The organism is Pseudomonas idahonensis, from assembly GCF_037903935.1.
GTDB classification, from domain to species: Bacteria; Pseudomonadota; Gammaproteobacteria; order Pseudomonadales; family Pseudomonadaceae; genus Aquipseudomonas; species Aquipseudomonas danubii.
The window spans coordinates 2241717-2263504 of record NZ_CP149586.1; the positions used below are offsets into that span (position 1 = coordinate 2241717).

The following is a 21788-nucleotide window of genomic DNA, read 5'->3' on the forward strand; positions in this document are numbered from 1 at the left end:
GGGCACCAGGAGCAATTCCCGGGTGCCCATATCGGGTCAGCGGCCGGCTTTGTTGTCCGGCAACGGTGCGAACAGGGCTTCGATGTCTTCACTCTGCAGCTTCCAGTCGCCGGCCTTGCGCCCGTCCAGTACGCCTGCCGCCAGGTCCGACTTCTCTTGTTGCAGGAGCTGGATCTTCTCCTCCACGGTGCCCCGGGCAATCAGCTTGTAGACGAACACCGGCTTTTCCTGGCCGATGCGGTAGGCGCGGTCGGTAGCCTGGCTCTCGGTCGCCGGGTTCCACCACGGATCGTAGTGGATCACGGTGTCGGCCTCGGTCAGATTCAGGCCCACGCCGCCCGCTTTGAGGCTGATCAAAAAGATCTGCAGCTTGCCGCTCTGGAAATCCCGCACCGGCGTGCGCCGATCCCGGGTCTGGCCGGTGAGCAGGGCGTAGGCGATTTTGCGTCGTTTGAGCTCGGCTTCGATCAGGCTCAGCATCGAGGTGAACTGCGAAAACAGCAGAATGCGCCGGCCTTCTTCGAACAACTCCTCAAGCATCTCCATCAGGCTGTCGAGTTTGCCCGACGAGCTGCCCCGCGCCGGGGGCGAGTCGTTGACCAGGCGCAGGTCGCAGCACACCTGGCGCAGTTTGAGCAGGGCTTCGAGGATGATGATCTGGCTGCGCGCCACGCCCTTGCGGGTGATCTCGTCGCGGACTTTCTTGTCCATGGCCAGGCGCATGGTTTCGTAGACGTCCCGTTGCGCCTCATTGAGTTCGACCCAATGGATGATCTCGGTCTTGGGTGGCAGCTCAGTGGCCACTTGCTCCTTGGTGCGGCGTAGCAGGAAGGGTTTGATCCGGCCGTTGAGGTGCTGCAGGCGCACTTCGCTGGCGTGCTTTTCGATCGGCACCCGGTAGTCGCGGTTGAAGCTCCTGGCATCGCCAAGCCAGCCCGGCAACAGGAAGTGGAACAGCGACCAGAGTTCTCCAAGGTGGTTTTCCAGGGGCGTGCCAGACAGGCACAGGCGCTGCCGGGCGTTGAGTTCGCGTGCGGCTTGGGCGGCCTTGCTCGACGGGTTCTTGATGTACTGCGCCTCGTCGAGGATCAGTACGTGCAAGGGCTGCGCGGCCAGCAGTTCAACATCCTTGGGCAGCAGTGCATAGGTGGTCAGCAGCAGGTCGTAGTCGGCCAGTTGCGCGAAGTGTTTCTTGCGTCCCGCGCCATACAGCGCCAGAACCTTGAGTTGCGGGGTGAAGTGCGCCGCTTCGTCCAGCCAGTTGGGAATCAGGCTGGTGGGCATGACCACCATGCAAGGGCGGTCCAGGCGGCCGGCGTTTTTCTCGCTGAGGATGTGCGCCAGGGTCTGCAGGGTTTTGCCCAGGCCCATGTCATCGGCGAGGATGCCGCCCACTTCCAGCTGGCGCAGGGACTGCATCCAGCTCAAGCCTTCCTGCTGATAGGGGCGCAGGGTGGCATTCAACCCTTCTGGCACCGGCGCCGAGTAGTCCTTGATGTCGCGCAGGCGCTGGGCAAAGGTGCGGATATGCTCGCCACCTTCCCAGAGCAGTGGCAGGTCCTGCAGTGGGTTCAGGCGTGTGGCATCGGCACTGCTCAGGCGCAGGGCGGTTTCTCCGGGCTCCTGCAGATAGAACTCCCCCAGGGTTGCCAGCACCGGTTTCAGGCGGCCGTAGGGCAGTGCCACTTGCAGCGGGCCGTGCAAGGAATTGGGTCGGTTGGGAATGTTCACCAGGATCAACTCATCGTCACGGCGCCTGGCCAGGCGTTCCGGGTTGAGGAGTTCGGTGTGGGAGCGCATCAGGTTAAGTAGGATCGGCAGCAGGCTCAGGCGCTCGCCATTGACGATGATCCCCAGTTCCAGGTCGAACCAGTCGCGCCCTGGGGCTTCGTCGACGCTGGCGTACCAGTCGTCCACGGCTGTCAGGTCGAAGCCGAAGCCTTCGTCGATCTGCAGCTCCCAGCCCTGGTTGCGCAGCTTGGGCAGCTCATTGAGGGTGAAGGTCAGCCAGGCGCTGTCGTTGACCATCTCGAACAGCTCGCCGGCGCTTTCCGGTAACGCCTTGCTCTGCCGGGTGGCGATCTTGAAACCCAGGTTTCGCAGTTGCTCGCGCCAGCCTTGCTCACGCTCGGGGTGGCGCTTTATACGCAGGGTCTGATGTTCCTGGCGGATGATCACATCGGCATTCTTCTGGCCGCTGACGTGTTCGCCCATGTAGTTGAATGACAGTGCGGCGCGGTGCTGGATATAGCGCTGCATCTTGCCGTTGCGTGGTTCGAAAGCGCTGAATTCGATGCTTGCCAGCCACAGGCGCGGCACGGGTTGCACATCCTCCAGCAAGTGCTGTGGCAGCGCTGCGGGGCGGCGGCTGTCGAGTACCGCGGAGAGCTTTTCCAGCAGCTCGGCATCCTTGGCTGCGGCGGGATAGGCCAGGGTTTCTTCCACTTGCAACAGCACGGCGGCGATGTGTTTGCAGTTGCTGCGGACCGGGCAGGTGCAATGGGCGTCGATCAGCAGCAGGTTGCCCTTGCTCGATTCTCGCAGGCTGATGTGCTGCCGATAGACATTGCCACCGGAGCCTTCGCAGCTGGCAGTGATAGCGCTGTCTGCAGCGGTAACGATGCGTACACGTCTTTCCAGGGCGTAACGCCGGCCGCGCTCCAAGGTTTGTTCCTTGAAGCGATTGACCCAGGACGGGGCCAGGGGTTTGGTCAGGGGCGGGGTCATAGGGACTTCGATCAGTCCGGTATTTCAGTTGGAGCAGGGCGCGGCGCCGGTGCGGTGAGCGAGGTGATCTTGATCAGCAGCGCCAGGTGGCCGTTGTCCAGGTAGTTGAGCTGACCGTTTTTGGTGTGGCTTTGCTGCTTCAGGCGTTCGCTGCGGGTAACCAGGCCATTGCTGTCGATCTGGTTGATCCAGAAGTCTGCGTCCACATCGGTGAAGCGCCCGAGCTTGAGGTTCAGGGTGCCTTCGATGGGGAACTGGCCGAACAGTTCCGGCCCGTCGCTGAGGGCCACCTTGACCGGGGTTTCCCCCAGGGTCTGCTGCCAGGCCTTGTGCAGCAGCACGCTGTAGTTGCCACTGGCATTGAGCTTCTCGACGATCCCGCCCAGGGCGGGCGTGCGCTGGCTTTCCGGGCTCAGGCGTTGAGCGCCGGCGGCCCAGTCTTCCGGAGCGGCGCGGCTTATGATCTGCGGCTCGGCATTCTGCCGGACAAGGATCATTTCCACCTGGTACAGATCGTCGGCAAGCGCCATGGGCGCGACCAGGGTCAGGAGCAGGGTCAGGGAGCGGAACAGGCGCATGGGGCGTCCTTCAAGCAGTTTTCGGGGTGAGGCGTTCAAACAGTGCCTCCAATGTATTAAAGCGCTCTTCCGGGCGCTCCATAGGCACCATGAACTTGAACAGGGTTGCGCCTTCGAATTTGTAGCGTTTGGGCTGGCTCTGAATCAGTTTGATCAGTGCCAATGGGTCCACCGGCGTATCCGCGGCAAATTCGATGCGCCCGCCTTGCGGGCCGCCGTCGACCTTCTTGATTCCCAGGGTTTCGGCCTGGAGTTTCAGCAGTGTCAGGCGGACCAGGTTCTTGGTGGGCTCGGGCAGCAGGCCGAAGCGGTCGATCATCTCCACTTGCAGGTCCTTCAAGCCGTCTTCGTCGGTTGCCGAGGCGATGCGCTTGTAGAGGATCAGGCGGGCGTGGACATCCGGTAGGTAGTCCTCGGGAATCAACGCCGGCAGGCGCAGGTTGATTTCCGGGCCGCCGCCCAGGGGCTGGTCGAGGTTCGGCTGTTCGCCCTTGCGGATGGCCTTCACCGCGCGCTCGAGCATCTCCATATAAAGGGTGAAGCCCACAGCCTGGATCTGCCCGCTCTGGCCGTCGCCCAGCAGCTCGCCGGCGCCGCGAATTTCCAGGTCGTTGGTGGCCAGGACGAAACCGGCCCCCAGGTCCTGGGTATTGGCGATGGCTTCCAGGCGCTTTTCAGCGTCCGGGGTGATTTGCTGACGCGGTGGCGTCAAGAGGTATGCGTAGGCCTGGTGGTGGCTGCGCCCGACCCGACCGCGCAACTGGTGCAACTGGGCCAGGCCGAACTTGTCGGCGCGCTCGATGATGATGGTGTTGGCGCTCGGCACGTCGATCCCGGTCTCGATGATGGTCGAGGCGATCAGCACGTTGAAGCGCTTGTGGTAGAAGTCGCTCATCACCTGTTCGAGTTCGCGTTCGCGCATCTGCCCATGGCCGATGCCGATCCGTGCTTCGGGCACCAGTTCGGCCAGGTCGGCGGCGCATTTCTCGATGGTTTTCACGTCGTTGTGCAGGTAGTACACCTGGCCGCCACGCAGCAGTTCACGCAGCAGGGCCTCTTTGACCGTGCTCTTGTTCTGCTCCATGACAAAGGTGCGGACCGACAGGCGTCGCGCCGGCGGCGTGGCGATGATCGACAAGTCGCGCATGCCCGAGACGGCCATGTTCAGGGTTCGCGGGATCGGCGTGGCGGTCAGGGTGAGGATGTCGACTTCACTGCGCAGGGCCTTGAGCTGTTCCTTCTGGCGCACCCCGAAGCGGTGTTCTTCGTCGATGATCACCAGCCCCAGGTTCTTGATCTTCACATCGTCCTGCAGCAGCTTGTGGGTGCCGATGACGATGTCGATCTTGCCTTCGGCCAGGTCCGCCACCGCGGCGTTCACTTCCTTGGCCGACTTGAAGCGGCTCATCACCTCCACGGTCACCGGCCAGTCGGCGAAGCGGTCGCGGAAGCTGTTGTAGTGCTGTTGGGCGAGCAGGGTGGTGGGCACCAGGATGGCCACTTGCTTGCCGCCGTGGACCGCAATGAAAGCGGCGCGCATGGCCACTTCGGTCTTGCCGAAGCCGACGTCGCCACAGACCAGGCGGTCCATCGGTTTGCCCGAGAGCATGTCCTCGCGCACCGCTTCGATGGTGCTCTGCTGGTCCGGGGTTTCCTCGAAGGGGAAGCCGGCGCTGAAGGTGGCGTAGTCGGCCTTCGGATCGGCGAAGGCGTAACCTTCGCGGGCGGCGCGCCGGGCATAGATGTCCAGCAGCTCGGCGGCCACATCGCGCACTTGCTCGGCGGCCTTGCGCTTGGCTTTCTGCCAGGCTTCCGAGCCCAGGCGGTGCAACGGCGCCAGGGCGTCGTCGCTGCCGGTGTAGCGGGCGATCAGGTGCAGGTTGGCCACTGGCACATAGAGCTTGGCGCCCTCTGCGTATTCCAGGGTCAGGAACTCGGCGGCCTGGTTGTCGATCTCCAGGGTCGCCAGACCCAGGTAGCGGCCGACACCGTGGTCGATGTGCACCACCGGCGCGCCTTCGCGCAGCTCGGTGAGGTTCTTGATCACTGCATCGTTATTGGCGTCGGCGCGTTTTTCCCGGCGCCGACGCTGCATCACCCGCTGGCCGAACAGTGGGCTTTCCGCCACCAGGGCCAGGGCTGGATCGTCCAATACCAGTCCCTCGTCCAGAGGGGCAATGGTGATCGCCAGGCGCTCCTTGCTGGCGACGAAATCCGGCCAGCTGTCGACGGTCTTCGGCCGCAGCTTGAGGCGTTCCAGCAGCTCCAGCAGCACTTCCCGGCGGCCGGCGGATTCGGCGGTGAACAACACCCGGCCGGGGAACTCGTCGAGGAAGCCCGAGAGCGCCGCCAGCGGCTGGTTGGCCTTGGCCTCGATGGCCAGGTTGGGCAATTCGTGGGCCGGGAAACGCTCGCGGCCGACGCCGGTTTCGATGTCCTGCTGGCTGGCCACCACCCGTGGCCAGTTTTTCAGGCGGGCGAAGCAGTCTTCCACCGGCAGGAACAGTTCCGCCGGAGGCAGGAGCGGGCGCGATGGATCGACGCGGCGCTCTTCATAGCGGTTGCGTACATCGTTCCAGAAGTTTTCCGCGGCCTGTTCGATGCCCGGCAGGGAGAACACTTGGGTGTCCTGGGGCAGGTAGTCGAACAGGGTCGAAGTCTCTTCGAAGAACAGCGGCAGGTAGTACTCGATACCGGCCGGGGTAATCCCGCTGCTCAGGTCCTGGAAGATCGGGCAGCGGCGGAAGTCCACGTCGAAGCGTTCGCGAAAGCGCGCCTTGAAGCGGGTCACCGCTTCTTTCTGCAGAGGGAATTCCTTGGCCGGCAGCAGGCGCACCGAGTCGACCTTGTCGATGGAGCGCTGGTTCTCTGGGTCGAAGGTGCGCAGGGTCTCGATTTCGTCGTCGAACAGGTCGATGCGGTAAGGCAACTTGCTGCCCATGGGGAACAGGTCGATCAAGGCGCCGCGCACGGTGAATTCGCCGTGCTCATAGACTGTATCGACGTAGCGATAGCCGCTGGCCTCCAGGCGCGTGCGCATCTGTTCCACATCGAGCTTCTGGCCAACGTCCAGTACCAGGCTGCTGCCCAGCAGGAACTGGGTCGGCGCCAGGCGGTGCAGGGCGGTGGTGATCGGCACCACCAGTACGCCGTGCTCCAGCTCCGGCAGCCGGTAGAGGCTGGCGATGCGCTGGGAAATGATGTCCTGGTGCGGCGAGAACAGGTCGTAGGGCAGGGTTTCCCAGTCGGGGAAATGCAGCACCGGCAGATCCGGGGCGAAGAAGCCCAGCTCCTGTTCCAGCCGGTCAGCGCTTTGGCTGTCGGCGGTCAGCAGGAGGGTAAAGCGCTTGGCGGCGCTGGCGGCTTCGGCGATGGCCAGGCTCAGGGCGGCACCGGGCAGGTTGCCCCAATGCTGTTTACCGGCGGCGGCAGGGAGTAGCGGTAGACGCAGGACGGGCACGGACGGTCAAGCTCCAAGCGTTGCGACGAAAGTCGGTAATTGTAACGGCCCCGGGTGGCCACTGTCAGTGGCTGATGCGTCTATTACGCCGGTCAGGGCAAATGTAGTGGCTATGACAACAAAATGTGCTTTTTTGGCGGAAATGTAGTGCCGAATTTGCTTGGTGTTACGGAGGGTTACATACAGGTTGCTTGGCTGTCCAAAAAATTGACGCGGCTGGAAGCCGCGGTTTTACTGGCCTCCAGCATAGTGGTGTTTTTTTGCAAGGGCTTTTTGTTGCGTTCCGCACGACAGGCGCGCATTGCTACGAGAGGGACTCGGCGTCATAATGTAGCCCCTTTTTTCTGCCCCTACATGTGGAAGGTTCCCGTGACTCAGAAGCCCGACCAGTGTCTTGGTGAATGGATCGACCGTGAAGCACTCGCAGAAGCGATGATTCCGCTTATCGGTCAGCTCTACCGCAATAACAATGTGGTGAGCTCGATCTATGGCCGCAGCCTGATCAACCAGTCTGTCATCGCGATTCTCAAAGCTCATCGCTTTGCTCGCCATCGCTCCTCCGACGACAGCGAACTCTCCGTCCACGAAACATTCCCTCTGCTCAAAGCAATGAGCGAGCTCAAGCTCGGCGCAGCTTCGGTAGACCTGGGCAAGTTGGCGTTCAAATTCCGTAACGAAGGCAATGGCCGCAGCGCCGAGCAGTTCGTGCGTGAAGAAATGGCTGACGTGGTTGGCCAGCAAAACGCTTCGGCCCGCAAAGGCACTGACGTTGTCCTGTACGGCTTCGGTCGTATCGGCCGTCTGCTGGCGCGCATCCTGATCGAGAAAACCGGTGGTGGCGACGGCCTGCGTCTGCGCGCCATCGTGGTGCGCAAAGGCGCCGAAAACGACCTGACCAAGCGCGCCAGCCTGCTGCGTCGCGATTCGGTACACGGTTCGTTCAACGGCACCATCACCATCGACGAAGAAAACAACACCATCACCGCCAACGGCAACCTGATCCAGGTGATCTACGCGAAGAACCCGACCGAGGTGGACTACACCCAGTACGGGATCAAGAACGCGCTGCTGGTGGACAACACCGGTGTATGGCGTGATGCCGACGGCCTGGGCCAGCACCTGACCTGCCCGGGTATCGACCGCGTGGTCCTGACCGCGCCTGGCAAAGGCAAGCTGAAGAACATCGTTCACGGTATCAACCACAACGAAATCACTGCTGACGACAAGATCGTGTCCGCCGCTTCCTGCACCACCAACGCCATCGTGCCGGTGCTCAAGGCTGTGAATGACAAGTTCGGCATCATCAACGGTCACGTTGAAACCGTTCACTCGTACACCAACGACCAGAACTTGATCGACAACTTCCACAAGGGCGATCGCCGTGGCCGTAGCGCCGCGCTGAACATGGTGATCACCGAGACGGGTGCTGCTACCGCTGCTGCCAAGGCCTTGCCTGAGCTGGCCGGCAAGCTGACCGGTAACGCGATCCGCGTTCCAACGCCAAACGTGTCGATGGCCATTCTCAATCTGAACCTTGAGAAAGCCGCCACCCGTGAAGAGATGAACGAGTACCTGCGCTACATGGCGCTGCACTCCGATCTGCATAAGCAAATCGACTTCGTCAATTCGCAGGAAGTGGTGTCCACTGACTTCGTGGGTTCGCGTCACGCCGGTGTTGTCGACGCTGAAGCGACCATCGTTCAGGACAACCGCGTTGTTCTGTACGTCTGGTACGACAACGAGTTCGGTTACAGCTGCCAGGTTGTGCGCGTGATGGAAGACATGGCCGGGGTCAACCCGCCAGCATTCCCACGCTAAGCGACTGCTGAAATGAAAACGCCCCGACTTGTCGGGGCGTTTTTGTTTGTGGCTTTCGCCTACGAGGCCGGCGTCATTTGTAGGTGCCAACTTGTCCGCGCTGTTGGCTGTCAGGCGCTGCCAGCCGCCTGCGCTGTACGCAGTTCGTGGCGGTCGCCACGGAACAGCACCAGTGTCGCAATCAGCCCCAGCACCGCCGCGCCGCTGAGCCAGATGCCCGGTGCGGCCTGGTTGCCCAGAACGTGGATCAGGTAGGTGCAGGCCGCCGGGGTAAAGCCGCCGAAGGTTGCGGTTGCCAGGCTGTAGGCCAGCGAGAAGCCGGTGGTGCGCACTTCCACCGGCATGATTTCAGTCAGGGCCACCACCATCGCGCCGTTGTACGAGCCATAGAGGAAGGACAGCCACAGCTCGACGATCAGCAGGTGGCTGAAGCTGGCGTTGGCCACCAGCCATGACAGCGCCGGGTAAGCGGTGAAGATGGCCAGGATGGTGGCGCCCAGCAGCAGCGGTTTACGACCGATGCGGTCCGACAGCGAGCCCATGACCGGCAGCCAGAAGAAGTTCGACAGGCCGATGCACACAGTCACCAGCAGGGCGTCGAAGTCCGACAAGTGCAGCTCGGCCTTGCCAAAGGTCGGGGTGTAGGCGGTGATCAGGTAGAAGGACACGGTGGTCATCACCACCAAGGCCATGCCGGCAATGACGACTCCGAAGTTCTGACTGATGGAGCGGATGACTTCCTGCAGGGTGGGGCGATGTTTGCGGGCCTGGAACTCGGGTGTTTCCTCGAGAGAACGGCGGATCATGAAGATGGCCGGAACAATCATGCAGCCCACCAGGAACGGCACGCGCCAGCCCCAGTCACCCATTTGTTGGGGGCTCAGCCAGTGGTTCAGACCCACCCCCAGTAAGCCGGCAAACACCACGGCCGCCTGTTGGCTTGCCGATTGCCAGCTGACGAAGAAGCCCTTGCGGCCCGGTGTCGAGATCTCGGCCAGGTACACCGACACGCCACCCAGTTCCACGCCAGCGGAGAAGCCCTGCAGCAAGCGACCCAGCAGCACCAGCAGCGGAGCGGCGACGCCGAGAGTGGCGTAGCCCGGCACGCAGGCAATCAGCACAGTGCCCGCGGCCATCAGCACCAGGGTAATGATCAGGCCCTGGCGGCGGCCGTGACGGTCGATGTAGGCGCCGAGGAAGATTGCTCCCAGTGGACGCATCAGGAAGCCGGCGCCGAAAGTGGCCAGGGACAGCATCAATGAAGCGAAGGCGCTGTCGGCCGGAAAGAAGGTCTTGGCGATTGCCGTGGCGTAGAAGCCATAGACCATGAAGTCGAACATCTCGAGAAAGTTGCCGCTGACAACGCGAAAGATCGCCTTGCCTTTGCCCGTGGTCGTGGACATTTTTTCACTCACTTTGGCTGTTTTGTTAGCAATCCCTGGTCAGTACTCGTCCTCACTGCAAAGGTGGGGCGCGAGGCGGCACGCTGAACAGTTTTGTAACAATATGTGTGCTGGTGGCGTCAGGCAACAAAAACTCTTGGGTGCTGCGCGATGGCTCTGGGTCAAGCTTCTGGTGCCGGCCAGGCTGGCAGGCCTGGCGCGCATGCCGCATCCGTCTGTCGCATAATGGCCATTCGCGTTGTCAGCTCGCCCTCTGGGGCAATTGATCTGGAGGGGAATCTTGTCGGGAAGGCGATGGTGGTGGAACGCATTGTGGGGCGCGATGGCGCTGTTGGCGGGCTGTGGTGGCGATCGCCTGCACAGCGTCTCCGGGCCGACCATGGGCAGCACTTACTCCGTTCAGTACGTGCAGCGCACCGGCGTGCCGGATGAGTCGCGGGTCAAGGCCGAGGTCGAGCAAATCCTGGCTGAGGTTGATCGGCAGATGTCCACCTACCGCAGTGACTCGGATATCGAGCGTTTCAACGCCTTGCCCGGCAACAGCTGCCAACCGATGCCTGAATCGGTGCTGCACTTGGTGCGAGTTGGCGAGCAGCTGTCCCGGGACAGTGGCGGCGCCTTTGATCTGACGGTGGAGCCGCTGCTCGACCTCTGGGGCTTTGGGCCTCAGGGGCGAGAGGAAAAAATTCCCAGCGCGTCAGCCCTGGCCGAGGTTCGGCAGCGGGTCGGACATGGGCACTTGCATATCGAAGGCCAGGAGCTGTGCAAGGATGCGCCGGTGGAAGTGGACTTCAACAGCCTTGCCGCCGGTTACGCAGTGGATCGCATTGCCGCGCGGCTTGCGCAGTTGGGGATCGACAGTTTTCTCGCTGAAGTCACTGGCGAGCTCAAGGCCGTGGGCCGCAAACCGGACGGCGCGCCCTGGCGTATCGCCCTGGAGGAACCGCGGGACGACCAGCAGGTGGCCCAGCGGGTGATCGCACTGGACGGCTATGGTGTATCCACGTCTGGCGACTACCGTAATTACTTCGAGCAGGACGGCCAGCGCTATTCCCATACCTTCGATGCCAGGCTTGGCAAGCCCATCACTCACAGGCTGGCGTCGGTGACCGTGATTCATCCTTCGGCACTCATGGCCGATGGCCTCTCTACGCTGTTACTGATTCTTGGTCCCGAAGCAGGCTGGGACTACGCGCAAAAACACCGTATCGGCGCATTTTTTGTGATGCGTGCCGATAAAGGCTTCGTCACACGTAGCAATCCGGCGTTCGATGCGCTGTTGGCCGGACCAAAACAATAACCAGGCACGCTGTTGCGAATGCTGTAGTGCAGGCAAAAGTAGCCTACGACGCGACCAAGGGTTAATGTGCGCGGCGTTGACGCTTCTATAGACTGTGCCCGGGTTCGTAACCGAGCCAAATTGATCCTTCATGTCGCTGGCCGCGGCATGATTTAGCCGGAGATGCCAGAAGGGCATCTCGGCCTGTTCTGAGGAGTACGCATGGCTGTCTACAACTACGACGTAGTGGTGCTGGGCTCGGGCCCCGCTGGAGAAGGTGCGGCAATGAACGCCGCGAAAGCAGGACGCAAAGTGGCGATGGTCGATAGCCGTCGCCAGGTCGGCGGTAACTGCACCCACCTGGGTACCATTCCGTCCAAGGCCCTGCGTCACTCGGTCCGGCAGATCATGCAGTTCAACACCAATCCGATGTTCCGGGCCATTGGCGAGCCGCGCTGGTTTTCCTTTCCGGACGTGCTCAAGAGCGCCGAGAAGGTGATTTCCAAGCAGGTGGCCTCGCGCACCGGCTACTACGCCCGCAACCGGGTGGATGTGTTCTTCGGCACTGGCAGTTTTGCCGACGAGCAGACCGTGGAAGTGGTTTGCGCCAATGGCGTGGTGGAAAAACTGGTAGCCAAGCACATCATCATCGCCACCGGTTCGCGTCCTTATCGCCCGGCGGACATCGATTTCAGTCACCCGCGTATCTACGATAGCGACACCATCCTCAGCCTCGGCCACACCCCACGCAAACTCATCGTTTACGGCGCCGGGGTCATTGGCTGCGAGTACGCCTCGATCTTCAGTGGTCTTGGGGTGTTGGTGGAACTGGTGGATAACCGCGGCCAGTTGCTGAGCTTCCTGGACTCGGAGATTTCCCAGGCCTTGAGCTACCACTTCAGCAACAACAACATCACTGTGCGCCACAACGAGGAATACGACCGCGTTGAAGGTGTGGACAACGGGGTGATCCTGCACCTGAAATCCGGCAAGAAGATCAAGGCTGACGCCTTGCTCTGGTGCAACGGCCGTACCGGCAACACCGACAAGCTGGGCATGGAGAATATCGGGGTCAAGGTCAATAGTCGTGGCCAGATCGAAGTCGACGAGAACTACCGCACCTGCGTGCCGAACATCTACGGCGCCGGTGACGTGATCGGCTGGCCGAGTCTGGCCAGTGCCGCCCACGACCAGGGTCGTTCCGCCGCCGGCAGCATTGTCGACAACGGCAGCTGGCGCTTCGTCAACGATGTACCGACCGGGATCTACACCATTCCGGAGATCAGCTCGATCGGCAAGAACGAGCAGGAGCTGACCCAGGCCAAGGTGCCTTACGAAGTGGGCAAGGCGTTCTTCAAGGGCATGGCCCGTGCGCAGATCGCCGGCGAGCCGCAAGGCATGCTGAAGATCCTGTTCCATCGGGAAACCCTGGAGGTCCTCGGCGTGCATTGCTTCGGTTACCAGGCTTCGGAAATCGTCCACATTGGTCAGGCGATCATGAGCCAGCCGGGTGAGCACAACACCCTGAAGTACTTCGTCAACACCACCTTCAACTACCCGACCATGGCCGAAGCCTATCGGGTAGCAGCGTACGACGGCCTCAACCGGCTTTTTTGAGCGGCTCCGGCCGGTGGCCTGAGCCGGCCGGGGAGACCGATTTCAGTAATTCTCGAGGGTGGCGCTGGCCAAACCGGGAAAGTCTGTAATCAGGCTATCTACGCCGAAGTCGGCGAGCCTGCGCATCAGCGCGGGCTCGTTGACCGTCCACACTGACACATGCAAGCCCTGACGCTGCGCCCTTTGCAGTCGCTCCGGGGTGCACAGGGTCCAGTTCAGCGCAAGAATCTCGCAGCCATAGCTCTGGGCGACCTTCAATGGGTCGAGCCAGGCGTATTCGGCTACCAGTCCGCGAGACAGGTCCGGGGTCAGTTCGACTGCGGCTTTCAGCACTTCCCGCGAGCTTGAGGTCACGGTGACCTTGTCCAGCAGGCCGAAGCGTTGGGCCATTTCCCGAATCGCCAGCACCGTCGTAGCGGCGCGGGTGCGTGAGGCGCTCTTGACTTCCAGCTGCCAGTGCTCGAAGTCACATTTCTCGAACAGCTCTTCCAGGCGCGGAATAGGGCAGGGGCTGACCCAGCCCGGGCCGCCTTTGCGTGCGTCGTAGGTCACCAGTTCGGCGGCGGAATGCTCCACCACCTTGCCGCGCCGGTCAGTGGTGCGCTTGAGGGTCGGGTCGTGAATCACCATCAGCTCGCCGTCCATGGACAGGTGCAGGTCGAGCTCGCAGCGGCGCACGCCGTGCTTGAGACATTCCTGAAAGCTGGTCAGGGTGTTTTCCGGTGCTTCGCCTTTAGCGCCGCGATGGCCATAGATCAGGGTCACAATTGCTCCTTCACGGATGTTGTTCCTTAAGAGGGGGTCAGGCTTGCGGCTCAACCAGCGGCGGGGTCTGTCTGGTCCCGGGCCATGCGGCGTTGCTGAGCCTGTTTTTGCAGGATGTAGCGCGCCAGCAGTTGGCGCTGGGCATCGGTCAATGCTTCGAATTCGGTGCCGATCTCGAAGGTGCCGAAGCTCTGTGGCTCACAGTGGATGACCCGGGCTCGCAGCAGCAGGCCCAGGGCTTGCGGCATCAACAGCAGTTTCACCGCCAGGTGGCTGCCGCTGGGATAGCTCAGATGGTGGTTGAACTCGATGCCGCCTTCGGAAAGGGTGACCCGCTGCGGCTCGCCGAACTTGCCGAACACGGTCTGCGCCACCACCTGGCTGAGCAGGTCGATGCGCTTGTTCATGGCCTTGAGGTAGCTGGCCAGGGTGCGATCGCGCTCGTTGACCTGACGCAGCAGGTGCTGGGATTCGAATTCGCTCAGGTGCAGCTCGCTGAGCAAATTGAACAGCGGAGACTCATCCTGCAACACTTCCTTGCTCGCCGCGTCGTGGGCGGACAAGGGGCTAATTTCCAGTGCGATCGTGTCCTCGATACGGTAGTATTCGCGGCGATCTTCTTCATCTAATGTCGACATGGCGAACCCATGGTAGAGGCAGTGGTCTGAGTGTAAAGCTGCTTACCAGGCCCCGCCACAAGGACGTCTTCTTTTCCTCTGCACAAGCCCCGACATGTTCAGACCTCTGTTTGCTTTTATCGGCACGCGTTACACCCGTGCAAAGCGTCGCAATCATTTTGTGTCATTCATTTCCCTGACCTCGATGATCGGACTCGCCCTCGGCGTGATCGTGATGATCGTGGTGCTGTCGGTGATGAACGGCTTCGATCATGAGATGCGCACCCGCGTGCTGGGCATGGTGCCCCACGCCACCATCGAGTCCGGTGAACCCATCAGCGACTGGCAAAGCCTGGCCGACAAGGTCAAGCAGAACCCGAAAGTGCTGGCGGTGGCGCCATTCACCCAGATGCAGGGCCTGCTGACCAACAATGGCCAGGTGCAGAAGGTGCTGCTCAATGCCATAGATCCTGGCAAAGAGCGGCAGGTGTCGATCATCGACCACTTCATGCAGCAGGGGCAGCTGGATGCTCTGGCTCCCGGCAGCTTCGGTATCGTCATCGGCGACAAGGCGGCCGCCAAGCTGGGTGTTGGCCTGGGGGACAAGCTGACCTTCGTTGCCCCGGAAGTCACGGTGACCCCCGCTGGCATGTTCCCGCGGATGAAGCGCTTTACCGTGGTGGGCATCTTTCATGTCGGCGCCGGCGAGATCGACGGCTACCTGGGCCTGACCAACCTGGAAGACCTGGGCCGCTTGCACCGCTGGAAGCCGGATCAGGTCCAGGGCCTGCGGCTGAAGTTCGACGACCTGTTCCAGGCCCCGCGCACCGCTTGGGAAATCGCCCAGCAGTTGGGCGAGAACCATTTCTACGCCCGTGACTGGACCCGTACTCATGGCAACCTGTACCAGGCCATCCGCATGGAAAAAGCCATGATCGGCCTGCTCTTGCTGCTGATCGTCGCGGTGGCTGCGTTCAACATCATCTCGACCCTGGTGATGGTGGTGAACGACAAAAAGGGCGACATCGCTATTCTGCGCACCCTGGGCGCTACGCCGGGCACCATCATGGCGATCTTCATGGTCCAGGGCACGGTGATCGGTGTGGTCGGCACCCTGATCGGTGCGGTGCTGGGGATGCTCGCAGCCTTGAATGTCAGTGCTGCGATCTCCGCCCTCGAAGGCCTGATCGGCCATAAATTCCTGAATGCCGACGTGTACTTCATCGACTACCTGCCGTCGCAACTGATGGCCGAGGACGTGTTGATGGTCTGCGGCGCGGCATTGGTCCTGAGTTTCCTCGCCACCCTGTATCCAGCCTGGCGTGCGGCGCGCACCCAGCCTGCGGAGGCGCTACGTTATGAGTGAGTTGGGCATGAGTGAAAAAGCAATCCTGAGCTGCCGTGACCTGGGCAAGTCCTACGAGGAAGGTCCGGAATCGGTGGTGGTCCTGTCCGGCCTGCAACTGGAACTGCATCCGGGGGAGCGAGTGGCCATCGTCGGTACGTCGGGCTCCGGCAAGAGTACCTTGCTCAACTTGCTGGGCGGCCTGGATACGCCCTCCAAGGGCAGCGTCTGGCTGGCCGGCGAAGAACTCTCGGCGCTGGGTGAGAAGGCTCGCGGTCAATTGCGTAATCGCGCCCTGGGCTTCGTTTACCAGTTCCACCACCTGCTGCCGGAGTTCACCGCGCTGGAGAACGTCTGCATGCCGCTGCTGATCGGCCGTACACCGATTCCTGAAGCCCGTCAGCGTGCTACTGCGCTGCTGGAGCGGGTTGGCCTGGGTCATCGCCTGGAGCACAAGCCGGCCGAACTGTCCGGCGGTGAGCGTCAGCGGGTAGCCATCGCCCGGGCCCTGGTGAACCAGCCGGGGCTGGTGATGCTCGATGAGCCCACCGGCAACCTCGACTCGCACACGGCCCAGGGCATTCAGGACCTGATGCTGGAACTCAGCACTTCGATGCGTACCGCCTTCCTGGTGGTGACGCACGATATGAACCTGGCCCGGCAGATGGATCGCGTACTGCACCTGCAAGAAGGTCACCTGGTCGCCATCTGATGCGGCCGCACGCGGTGTCGGCGGCTGGCCCGTCGACACCGGGTCATTAATTTTTCCAGGGTGCCTTGCCCATGTTCAGACCCTTATCGATCTTTATCGGCACGCGCTACACCCGCGCCAAGCGGCGCAATCGTTTTGTCTCGTTCATTTCCATGACCTCGATGATCGGCCTCGCCCTGGGCGTTTTGGCGATGATCGTGGTGCTGTCGGTGATGAACGGCTTCCAGCGGGAAATGAGCTCGCGCATCCTCGGTATGGTGCCCCACGCCACCATCGTTGGGGTCAAGCCCATTGATGATTGGCAGCCAGTGGCCGCTGCGGCGTTGAAGAATCCGGAAGTCACTGCTGCAGTGCCCTTCACCGAGATGGAAGGCATGCTCTCCTACAAGGGGGCGATGCAGCCGATCCAGATCAGCGGCATCGATCCGGCGCAGGAGGGCAAGGTGTCCATCGTTGCCCAGCATATTGTCCAGGGCAGCCTGCAAGACCTGAAACCCGGCGAGTTCGGCGTGGTGATCGGCGAGATCACGGCCCGGCGTTTCCGCTTGAATGTCGGCGACAAGCTGACCCTGATCGTGCCTGAAGTGAGTACGGCGCCAGGGGGTATCACCCCGCGTATGCAGCGCCTGAACGTGGTGGGGGTGTTCAAGGTGGGCGCCGAGCTGGATGGCTCCATGGGCCTGATCCATATGGCCGACGCCGCAGAGATGCAGCGCTGGCAGCCCAATCAGGTGCAGAGCGTGCGCCTGGCGGTCAAGGATCTGTATGCCGCGCCACAGGTGGCGGTGGATATCGCCAAGGGGCTGGGTGCGGACTTCCGCGCCGATGACTGGACCCACACCCAGGGCAGCCTGTTCAGCGCAATGAAGATGGAAAAGACCATGATCGGCCTGTTGCTGCTGATGATCGTCGCGGTGGCGGCGTTCAACATCATCGCCACCCTGATCATGGTGGTGAACGACAAGGGCGCGGACATCGCAATCCTGCGCACCATCGGCGCCACGCCGCGGCAGATCATGGCGATCTTCATGGTCCAGGGCACGGTGATCGGGATTGTCGGCACCCTGATCGGTGGGGTGCTAGGGGTCATTGCGGCGTTGAACGTGAGCGAACTGGTGGGCTGGCTGGAGCGGATCAGCGGCCAGCAGATTTTCAGTTCGGATGTGTACTTTGTCAGCAACCTGCCTTCCGAACTGCAGGGTGGGGATGTGGCGCTGATTTGTAGCGCTGGGTTCATCCTCAGCTTCCTGGCCACTGTGTATCCGGCCTGGCGCGCGTCCAAGGTCGAGCCGGCTCACGCTTTGCGGTATTCCTGAGATCCGCTCTCGCCGGCAAGCCGGCTCCTGCCTGATTGGTGAAGGAGCCGGCTTGCCGGTGAACAGGCTCTCAACGCTTGCTCGGCATCTCGATCACGAAGCGTGTCCAGCCCGCTTCCGATTCGCAACGTATCTGTCCGCCATGGGCGCGAATGATCGACTGCGTGATCGCCAGTCCCAATCCTGCATGTTCACTGCTGCCCTCGCGTCGCGCCGGATCTACCCGGTAGAAACGGTCGAACAACCGCGGCAGTACCTCCCTGGCGATACCCTCTCCGCTGTTTTCGATGCTCAGGTTCAAGCCCTGTAGGCTGTCGCTGATCCGTACCTGGACCGATCCTCCAGGAGGTGTGAAGCGCAGGGCATTGTCCAGCAGGTTGGACAGCGCTCGGCGCAGCATGCTGCGATCGCCGATAAAGCCGGCATGGCCTTCACGGCTCAGGCTGACGTTCGCGTCTTCCGCCAGGGGGCCATAGAACTCCAACAGCATGTCGGTTTCCTCGGCCAGCTCCAGTGCTTCGCATTTCGGGGTCAGCAGCCCATGGTCGGCCTTGGCCAGGTACAGCATGTCGTTGACCAGTTGCGCCATCCATTGCAGTTCCTCGAGGTTGCTGTGCAGGGCTTCGCGGTAGTCCTCGATCGCTCTCGGGCGGGTCAGGGTGACTTGGGTGTGGGTCAGCAGGTTCGACAGGGGCGTGCGCAACTCGTGGGCAATATCAGCGGAAAAGGCCGAAAGGCGTTGGAAGGATTCCTCAAGGCGGCCGAGCATGGCGTTGAAGCTGCTGGCCAGGTCGGCCAGTTCGACGGGCATCTGTTCCTGGGGCAGGCGCTGGGTCAGGGAACTGGCGGAGACTCCTGCGGCCACTGCGCTCATGCGTCGCAAGGGGCGCAGGCCGCTGCGGGCGGCCCAGGCACCAAGCAGGGCAGTGGCCAGGGCCGAGAGCCCTACTGTGAACCAGATCAGGTGCTGCATGCGCTGCAGAAAGTGCTGGTGATGGGTGATATTCAGCAGCAGGGCCAGCTGTGGCGAGTCGGTTTGACCTGGCTTGAGCGGCGCGGAGTAGATCCGGTAGGCAGCACTGTTCAGATTCAGATTGTGCAGGCCGGCTTCGCTGGGCAAGGAGGCGGGCAGGGCGGGGGCACTGTCGAACCAGAGTCGGCCGTCACTGCCGATTATCCGCAGGGCCAGGTCCGGTTGATGGCTCAGCTCGTCCTGCAGCCGTGCCTGATACCGGGCAAAATCTCGGGCCTCGGTCACATCCTGCAAGACGCTGCGCAGGGCGATCAGCTTGCCGTCCAGCAGTTGCTGGTCCAGTTCGATGAAGTGGGCTTCGCTGGCGCGACTGAACAGCACCCCTGCAAATAGCGAAACCACGGCGGTGCAGGCGGCGAACAGCAGCGCCAGGCGTGCGCTGAGTGACAGGCGGCGCATCAGGCCGGACGCTCTTCGAGCACATACCCCATGCCGCGTACGGTATGGATCAGCTTGTTCGGGTATTCGTCATCGATTTTCAGGCGCAGGCGGCGGATTGCTACTTCGATGACGTTGGTGTCGCTGTCGAAGTTCATGTCCCAGACCTGGGAGGCGATCAGCGATTTGGGCAGGACTTCTCCCTGGCGTCGCAGGAGCATTTCCAGCAAGGCGAACTCCTTGGCGGTCAGATCAATGCGCTGGCCGCTGCGTTCTACCCGGCGGCGGATCAGGTCCAGGCGCAGGTCAGCCAGTTGCAGGCTGGTTTCCTGGGTCATCACGCTACCCCGGCGCAGCAGGCTGCGAACCCGGGCCAGCAGTTCGGAGAAGGCAAAGGGCTTGACCAGATAGTCGTCGGCTCCCAGTTCCAGGCCGTGGACTCGGTCCTCTACGGCGTCCCTGGCGGTGAGGAACAACACAGGGATGTCCAGGCCGGCGCTGCGTACGGCCTGGAGGATCTGCCAACCATCGCGCCCCGGGAGCATCACGTCGAGAATCAACAGGGCGTAGTCACCGGTCAGCGCCAGGTGCTGGCCGGTATTGCCATCCGCTACCAGCTCGGCATTGAAGCCGGCTTCGCTCAAGCCTTGGCGCAGGTACTGGCCGGTTTTCGGCTGGTCTTCGACGATCAACAGTTTCATGATGGTACTCGTGGCTTGTGTAACCCGGGCTTTATACCTTGCCGAGGGGCAGGGCAGATCAAGCTGACAAAGTTGTAATCTAGCCGTCAGCTGGCTGGCAGCGCTGGGCCGTTAGAGTTTGCCACATGCTCAATCCTGATCTTGTTGGAGCCTGACGATGAATCTGCAAAACCTGTTGTTGCGACGCCGCTCGGCCCTGGGAGGCTGTCTGATGCTGTTGAGCGTACCGCTCTGGGCTTCACCGGCGGCCTCTTATGACTTCGGCCAGCCGGCCGCGGCCGCCAAGGCCACTCGGGTGGTCGAGGTGGTGATGGGCGATATGTCTTTCAATCCCAAGGTCCTGGAGATCAAGGCCGGCGAGACTGTGCGTTTTGTGTTGATCAACAAGGGGCAACTGCTCCACGAATTCAACCTGGGTAACGCGGCGATGCATGCCGAGCACCAGCAGGAAATGCTCAAGATGCAGCAAAGCGGGATGCTCACGCCCACCGCAATGAAACCCATGGATCACCCAGCCATGGGCCACGGCTCCATGGCAGGCATGGATCACGGCATGCAGCATGACGATCCCAACAGTGTGCTGGTGGAGCCTGGCAAGCAGGCCGACCTGACCTGGACTTTCAGCAAAAGCGGCAGCCTGGAGTTCGCCTGCAATGTTCCCGGGCACTACCAGGCCGGCATGGTCGGCAAGCTGACAGTCAGCCCGTAAGCGTTCGGGGCTCAAAGGCGGGAGCAAAGGCTGGTAGAATCGGCTGATTCTTCAGTCAGGTTTCCGCCATGCATCCCGCAGCCGAACATTCGCCGCTGGGCAAGTCCAGTGAATACGTTTCCACTTACACGCCATCCCTGCTGTTCCCGATTCCCCGGGCAGCAAAATGGGCCGAGCTGGGCTTGAGTGCCGATACCCTGCCGTATAAGGGAGTGGATTTCTGGAACTGCTTCGAATTGTCCTGGCTGCTGCCTTCAGGCAAGCCGGTGGTGGCCATTGGTGAATTCAGCATTCCTGCAGATTCGCCGAACATCATCGAGTCCAAGTCTTTCAAGCTGTACCTCAACTCGTTGAACCAGACCCCCTTCGCTGATCGAGCGACGCTTGAGGCGACTTTGCGTCAGGATCTCTCGGCCGCCGCAGGCAAGCCCGTAGGGGTGCGTATTCGCAGCCTTGGTGAGGTCGAGGCGCAAGGTGTGGTGGCACTGCCAGGCATCTGCATCGACGAGCTGGATATCAGTGTCGACAGCTATGAGCATCCGCGACCTGAGCTGCTGCGTTGCGATGATTCGCAAGTGGTGGAGGAAAGTGTGCACAGCCACTTGCTCAAATCCAATTGCCCTGTGACCAGCCAGCCGGACTGGGGCAGTGTCGTGGTGGAGTACCGTGGCGCGGCGCTGGATCACGCCAGCCTGCTGGCCTATCTGGTGAGTTTCCGTCAGCACTCGGACTTCCATGAGCAATGCGTGGAGCGGATTTTCCTTGATCTGCAGCGGTTGCTCAAACCCGAGAAACTCACCGTCTACGCTCGCTATGTGCGTCGCGGCGGGCTGGATATCAATCCGTACCGCAGTACCGAAACGGCGGAGTTCGCCAATCAGCGATTGGTTCGCCAGTAAGCAGAAGCCCCGCAAATGATGCGGGGCTTTGTTTTTATGGGACGGTGTTATCGGGCGCTATCAGATACCGATGTTGCCCAGGGTCTGGACGATATTGCGCAGGGTTCCGGCGATGGCCGGATGTTCCAGTTCGAAGCGTTCCACTGCCAGGTTGACACCGTCGGCGAGGCTGGCGTCGTGGGTGCTGGTCTCCAGCTTGAGTTGCAGTTCGATCTGCTGCATCAGTTCCTGCAGATTGGCGCGCTCGGCTTCCGAAAGCGGTGGGTTCTGCTCCAATTGCTCGCGCAGGGTATCGAGTTGTTCTTGCAGTTCGCGGGCAGGCATGGCGTTCTCCCTTTATTGATAGGCACAGGGATGGACCGCGCGTTTGAGGCAAAGGTCCATGCCCACGGCTTAGAGTAATCCACTCCCGGGCACTGTGCATGATCCTG

17 protein-coding genes are annotated in these 21788 nt (G+C 61.8%); 8 read left to right on the forward strand and 9 right to left on the reverse strand.

The genetic code is table 11. The annotated features are described in order from the left end of the window. Positions 1–36: 36 nt before the first annotated feature. Genes WIN67_RS10210 through mfd form a run of 3 tightly spaced genes read right to left on the reverse strand, consistent with a single transcriptional unit; the run spans position 37 to position 6765 of the window. Positions 37–2727, reverse strand: a complete 2691-nt coding sequence (locus WIN67_RS10210; RefSeq protein ID WP_253084528.1) for a DEAD/DEAH box helicase — start codon at positions 2725–2727, stop codon at positions 37–39. An 11-nt stretch (positions 2728–2738) separates the two neighbouring features. Continuing rightward, positions 2739–3305 carry a CsiV family protein gene (locus WIN67_RS10215; protein WP_339071146.1) on the reverse strand — a complete coding sequence of 189 codons (567 nt, stop codon included), beginning with the start codon at positions 3303–3305 and terminating at the stop codon, positions 2739–2741. 10 nt (positions 3306–3315) lie between these two features. Continuing rightward, positions 3316–6765: a transcription-repair coupling factor gene (mfd, locus tag WIN67_RS10220; RefSeq protein WP_213665007.1), complete on the reverse strand. Its 3450-nt coding sequence runs from the start codon at positions 6763–6765 to the stop codon at positions 3316–3318. A 354-nt stretch (positions 6766–7119) separates the two neighbouring features. On the opposite strand from mfd, the gene WIN67_RS10225 reads away from it, so the two are divergent. Continuing rightward, a complete protein-coding gene (locus WIN67_RS10225) occupies positions 7120–8583 on the forward strand; it encodes a glyceraldehyde-3-phosphate dehydrogenase (RefSeq protein WP_102863767.1) in 1464 nt (487 codons plus the stop codon). Between the two features lie 110 nt (positions 8584–8693). On the opposite strand, the gene WIN67_RS10230 is transcribed toward WIN67_RS10225, so the two are convergent. Then, entirely contained in the window at positions 8694–9986 is a 1293-nt protein-coding gene (locus WIN67_RS10230) for an MFS transporter (RefSeq protein WP_339071147.1), read from the reverse strand. A gap of 322 nt (positions 9987–10308) precedes the next feature. Here WIN67_RS10230 and WIN67_RS10235 point away from each other — a divergent pair, with 322 nt between their 5' ends. Further along, complete coding sequence (locus WIN67_RS10235) at positions 10309–11286, forward strand: FAD:protein FMN transferase (RefSeq protein ID WP_110652575.1); 978 nt, start codon at positions 10309–10311, stop codon at positions 11284–11286. A 201-nt stretch (positions 11287–11487) separates the two neighbouring features. Then, positions 11488–12882 (forward strand): Si-specific NAD(P)(+) transhydrogenase, encoded by a 1395-nt coding sequence (sthA, locus tag WIN67_RS10240; protein ID WP_016967736.1) that lies wholly within the window; start codon positions 11488–11490, stop codon positions 12880–12882. 42 nt (positions 12883–12924) lie between these two features. On the opposite strand, the gene WIN67_RS10245 is transcribed toward sthA, so the two are convergent. Both WIN67_RS10245 and WIN67_RS10250 read right to left on the reverse strand, forming a co-directional pair. After that, positions 12925–13647, reverse strand: a complete 723-nt coding sequence (locus tag WIN67_RS10245; protein ID WP_016967735.1) for a glycerophosphodiester phosphodiesterase — start codon at positions 13645–13647, stop codon at positions 12925–12927. A 50-nt stretch (positions 13648–13697) separates the two neighbouring features. Beyond that, a complete protein-coding gene (locus tag WIN67_RS10250; protein ID WP_102879029.1) occupies positions 13698–14285 on the reverse strand; it encodes a PilZ domain-containing protein in 588 nt (195 codons plus the stop codon). 94 nt (positions 14286–14379) lie between these two features. Between WIN67_RS10250 and WIN67_RS10255 the strand changes: the two genes are divergently transcribed. The 3 genes from WIN67_RS10255 to WIN67_RS10265 all read left to right on the forward strand — a co-directional run bounded on the left by WIN67_RS10255 (position 14380) and on the right by WIN67_RS10265 (position 17637). Continuing rightward, the gene (locus tag WIN67_RS10255; protein ID WP_102863763.1) at positions 14380–15630 is read left to right on the forward strand and encodes a lipoprotein-releasing ABC transporter permease subunit; all 1251 of its coding nucleotides are present in this window, start codon (positions 14380–14382) and stop codon (positions 15628–15630) included. A 7-nt stretch (positions 15631–15637) separates the two neighbouring features. Next, positions 15638–16321, forward strand: a complete 684-nt coding sequence (gene lolD, locus WIN67_RS10260) for a lipoprotein-releasing ABC transporter ATP-binding protein LolD (RefSeq protein WP_162884123.1) — start codon at positions 15638–15640, stop codon at positions 16319–16321. Between the two features lie 71 nt (positions 16322–16392). Beyond that, positions 16393–17637 (forward strand): lipoprotein-releasing ABC transporter permease subunit, encoded by a 1245-nt coding sequence (locus tag WIN67_RS10265; protein ID WP_102863761.1) that lies wholly within the window; start codon positions 16393–16395, stop codon positions 17635–17637. A gap of 70 nt (positions 17638–17707) precedes the next feature. Here WIN67_RS10265 and WIN67_RS10270 read toward each other — a convergent pair whose 3' ends face one another. Then, on the reverse strand, positions 17708–19069 hold the full coding sequence (locus WIN67_RS10270; RefSeq protein ID WP_339071149.1) for a heavy metal sensor histidine kinase: 1362 nt from the start codon (positions 19067–19069) through the stop codon (positions 17708–17710). Then, positions 19069–19749: a heavy metal response regulator transcription factor gene (locus WIN67_RS10275; RefSeq protein ID WP_102879031.1), complete on the reverse strand. Its 681-nt coding sequence runs from the start codon at positions 19747–19749 to the stop codon at positions 19069–19071. The genes WIN67_RS10270 and WIN67_RS10275 overlap by 1 nt, the downstream gene beginning before the upstream one ends. Positions 19750–19906: 157 nt before the next feature. Between WIN67_RS10275 and WIN67_RS10280 the strand changes: the two genes are divergently transcribed. Next, positions 19907–20458, forward strand: a complete 552-nt coding sequence (locus WIN67_RS10280) for a cupredoxin domain-containing protein (RefSeq protein ID WP_110652577.1) — start codon at positions 19907–19909, stop codon at positions 20456–20458. A 68-nt stretch (positions 20459–20526) separates the two neighbouring features. Next, a complete protein-coding gene (queF, locus tag WIN67_RS10285; RefSeq protein ID WP_110596750.1) occupies positions 20527–21357 on the forward strand; it encodes an NADPH-dependent 7-cyano-7-deazaguanine reductase QueF in 831 nt (276 codons plus the stop codon). A 60-nt stretch (positions 21358–21417) separates the two neighbouring features. On the opposite strand, the gene WIN67_RS10290 is transcribed toward queF, so the two are convergent. Then, positions 21418–21681, reverse strand: a complete 264-nt coding sequence (locus WIN67_RS10290) for a DUF4404 family protein (RefSeq protein ID WP_102863756.1) — start codon at positions 21679–21681, stop codon at positions 21418–21420. Between the last annotated feature and the right edge of the window lie 107 nt (positions 21682–21788).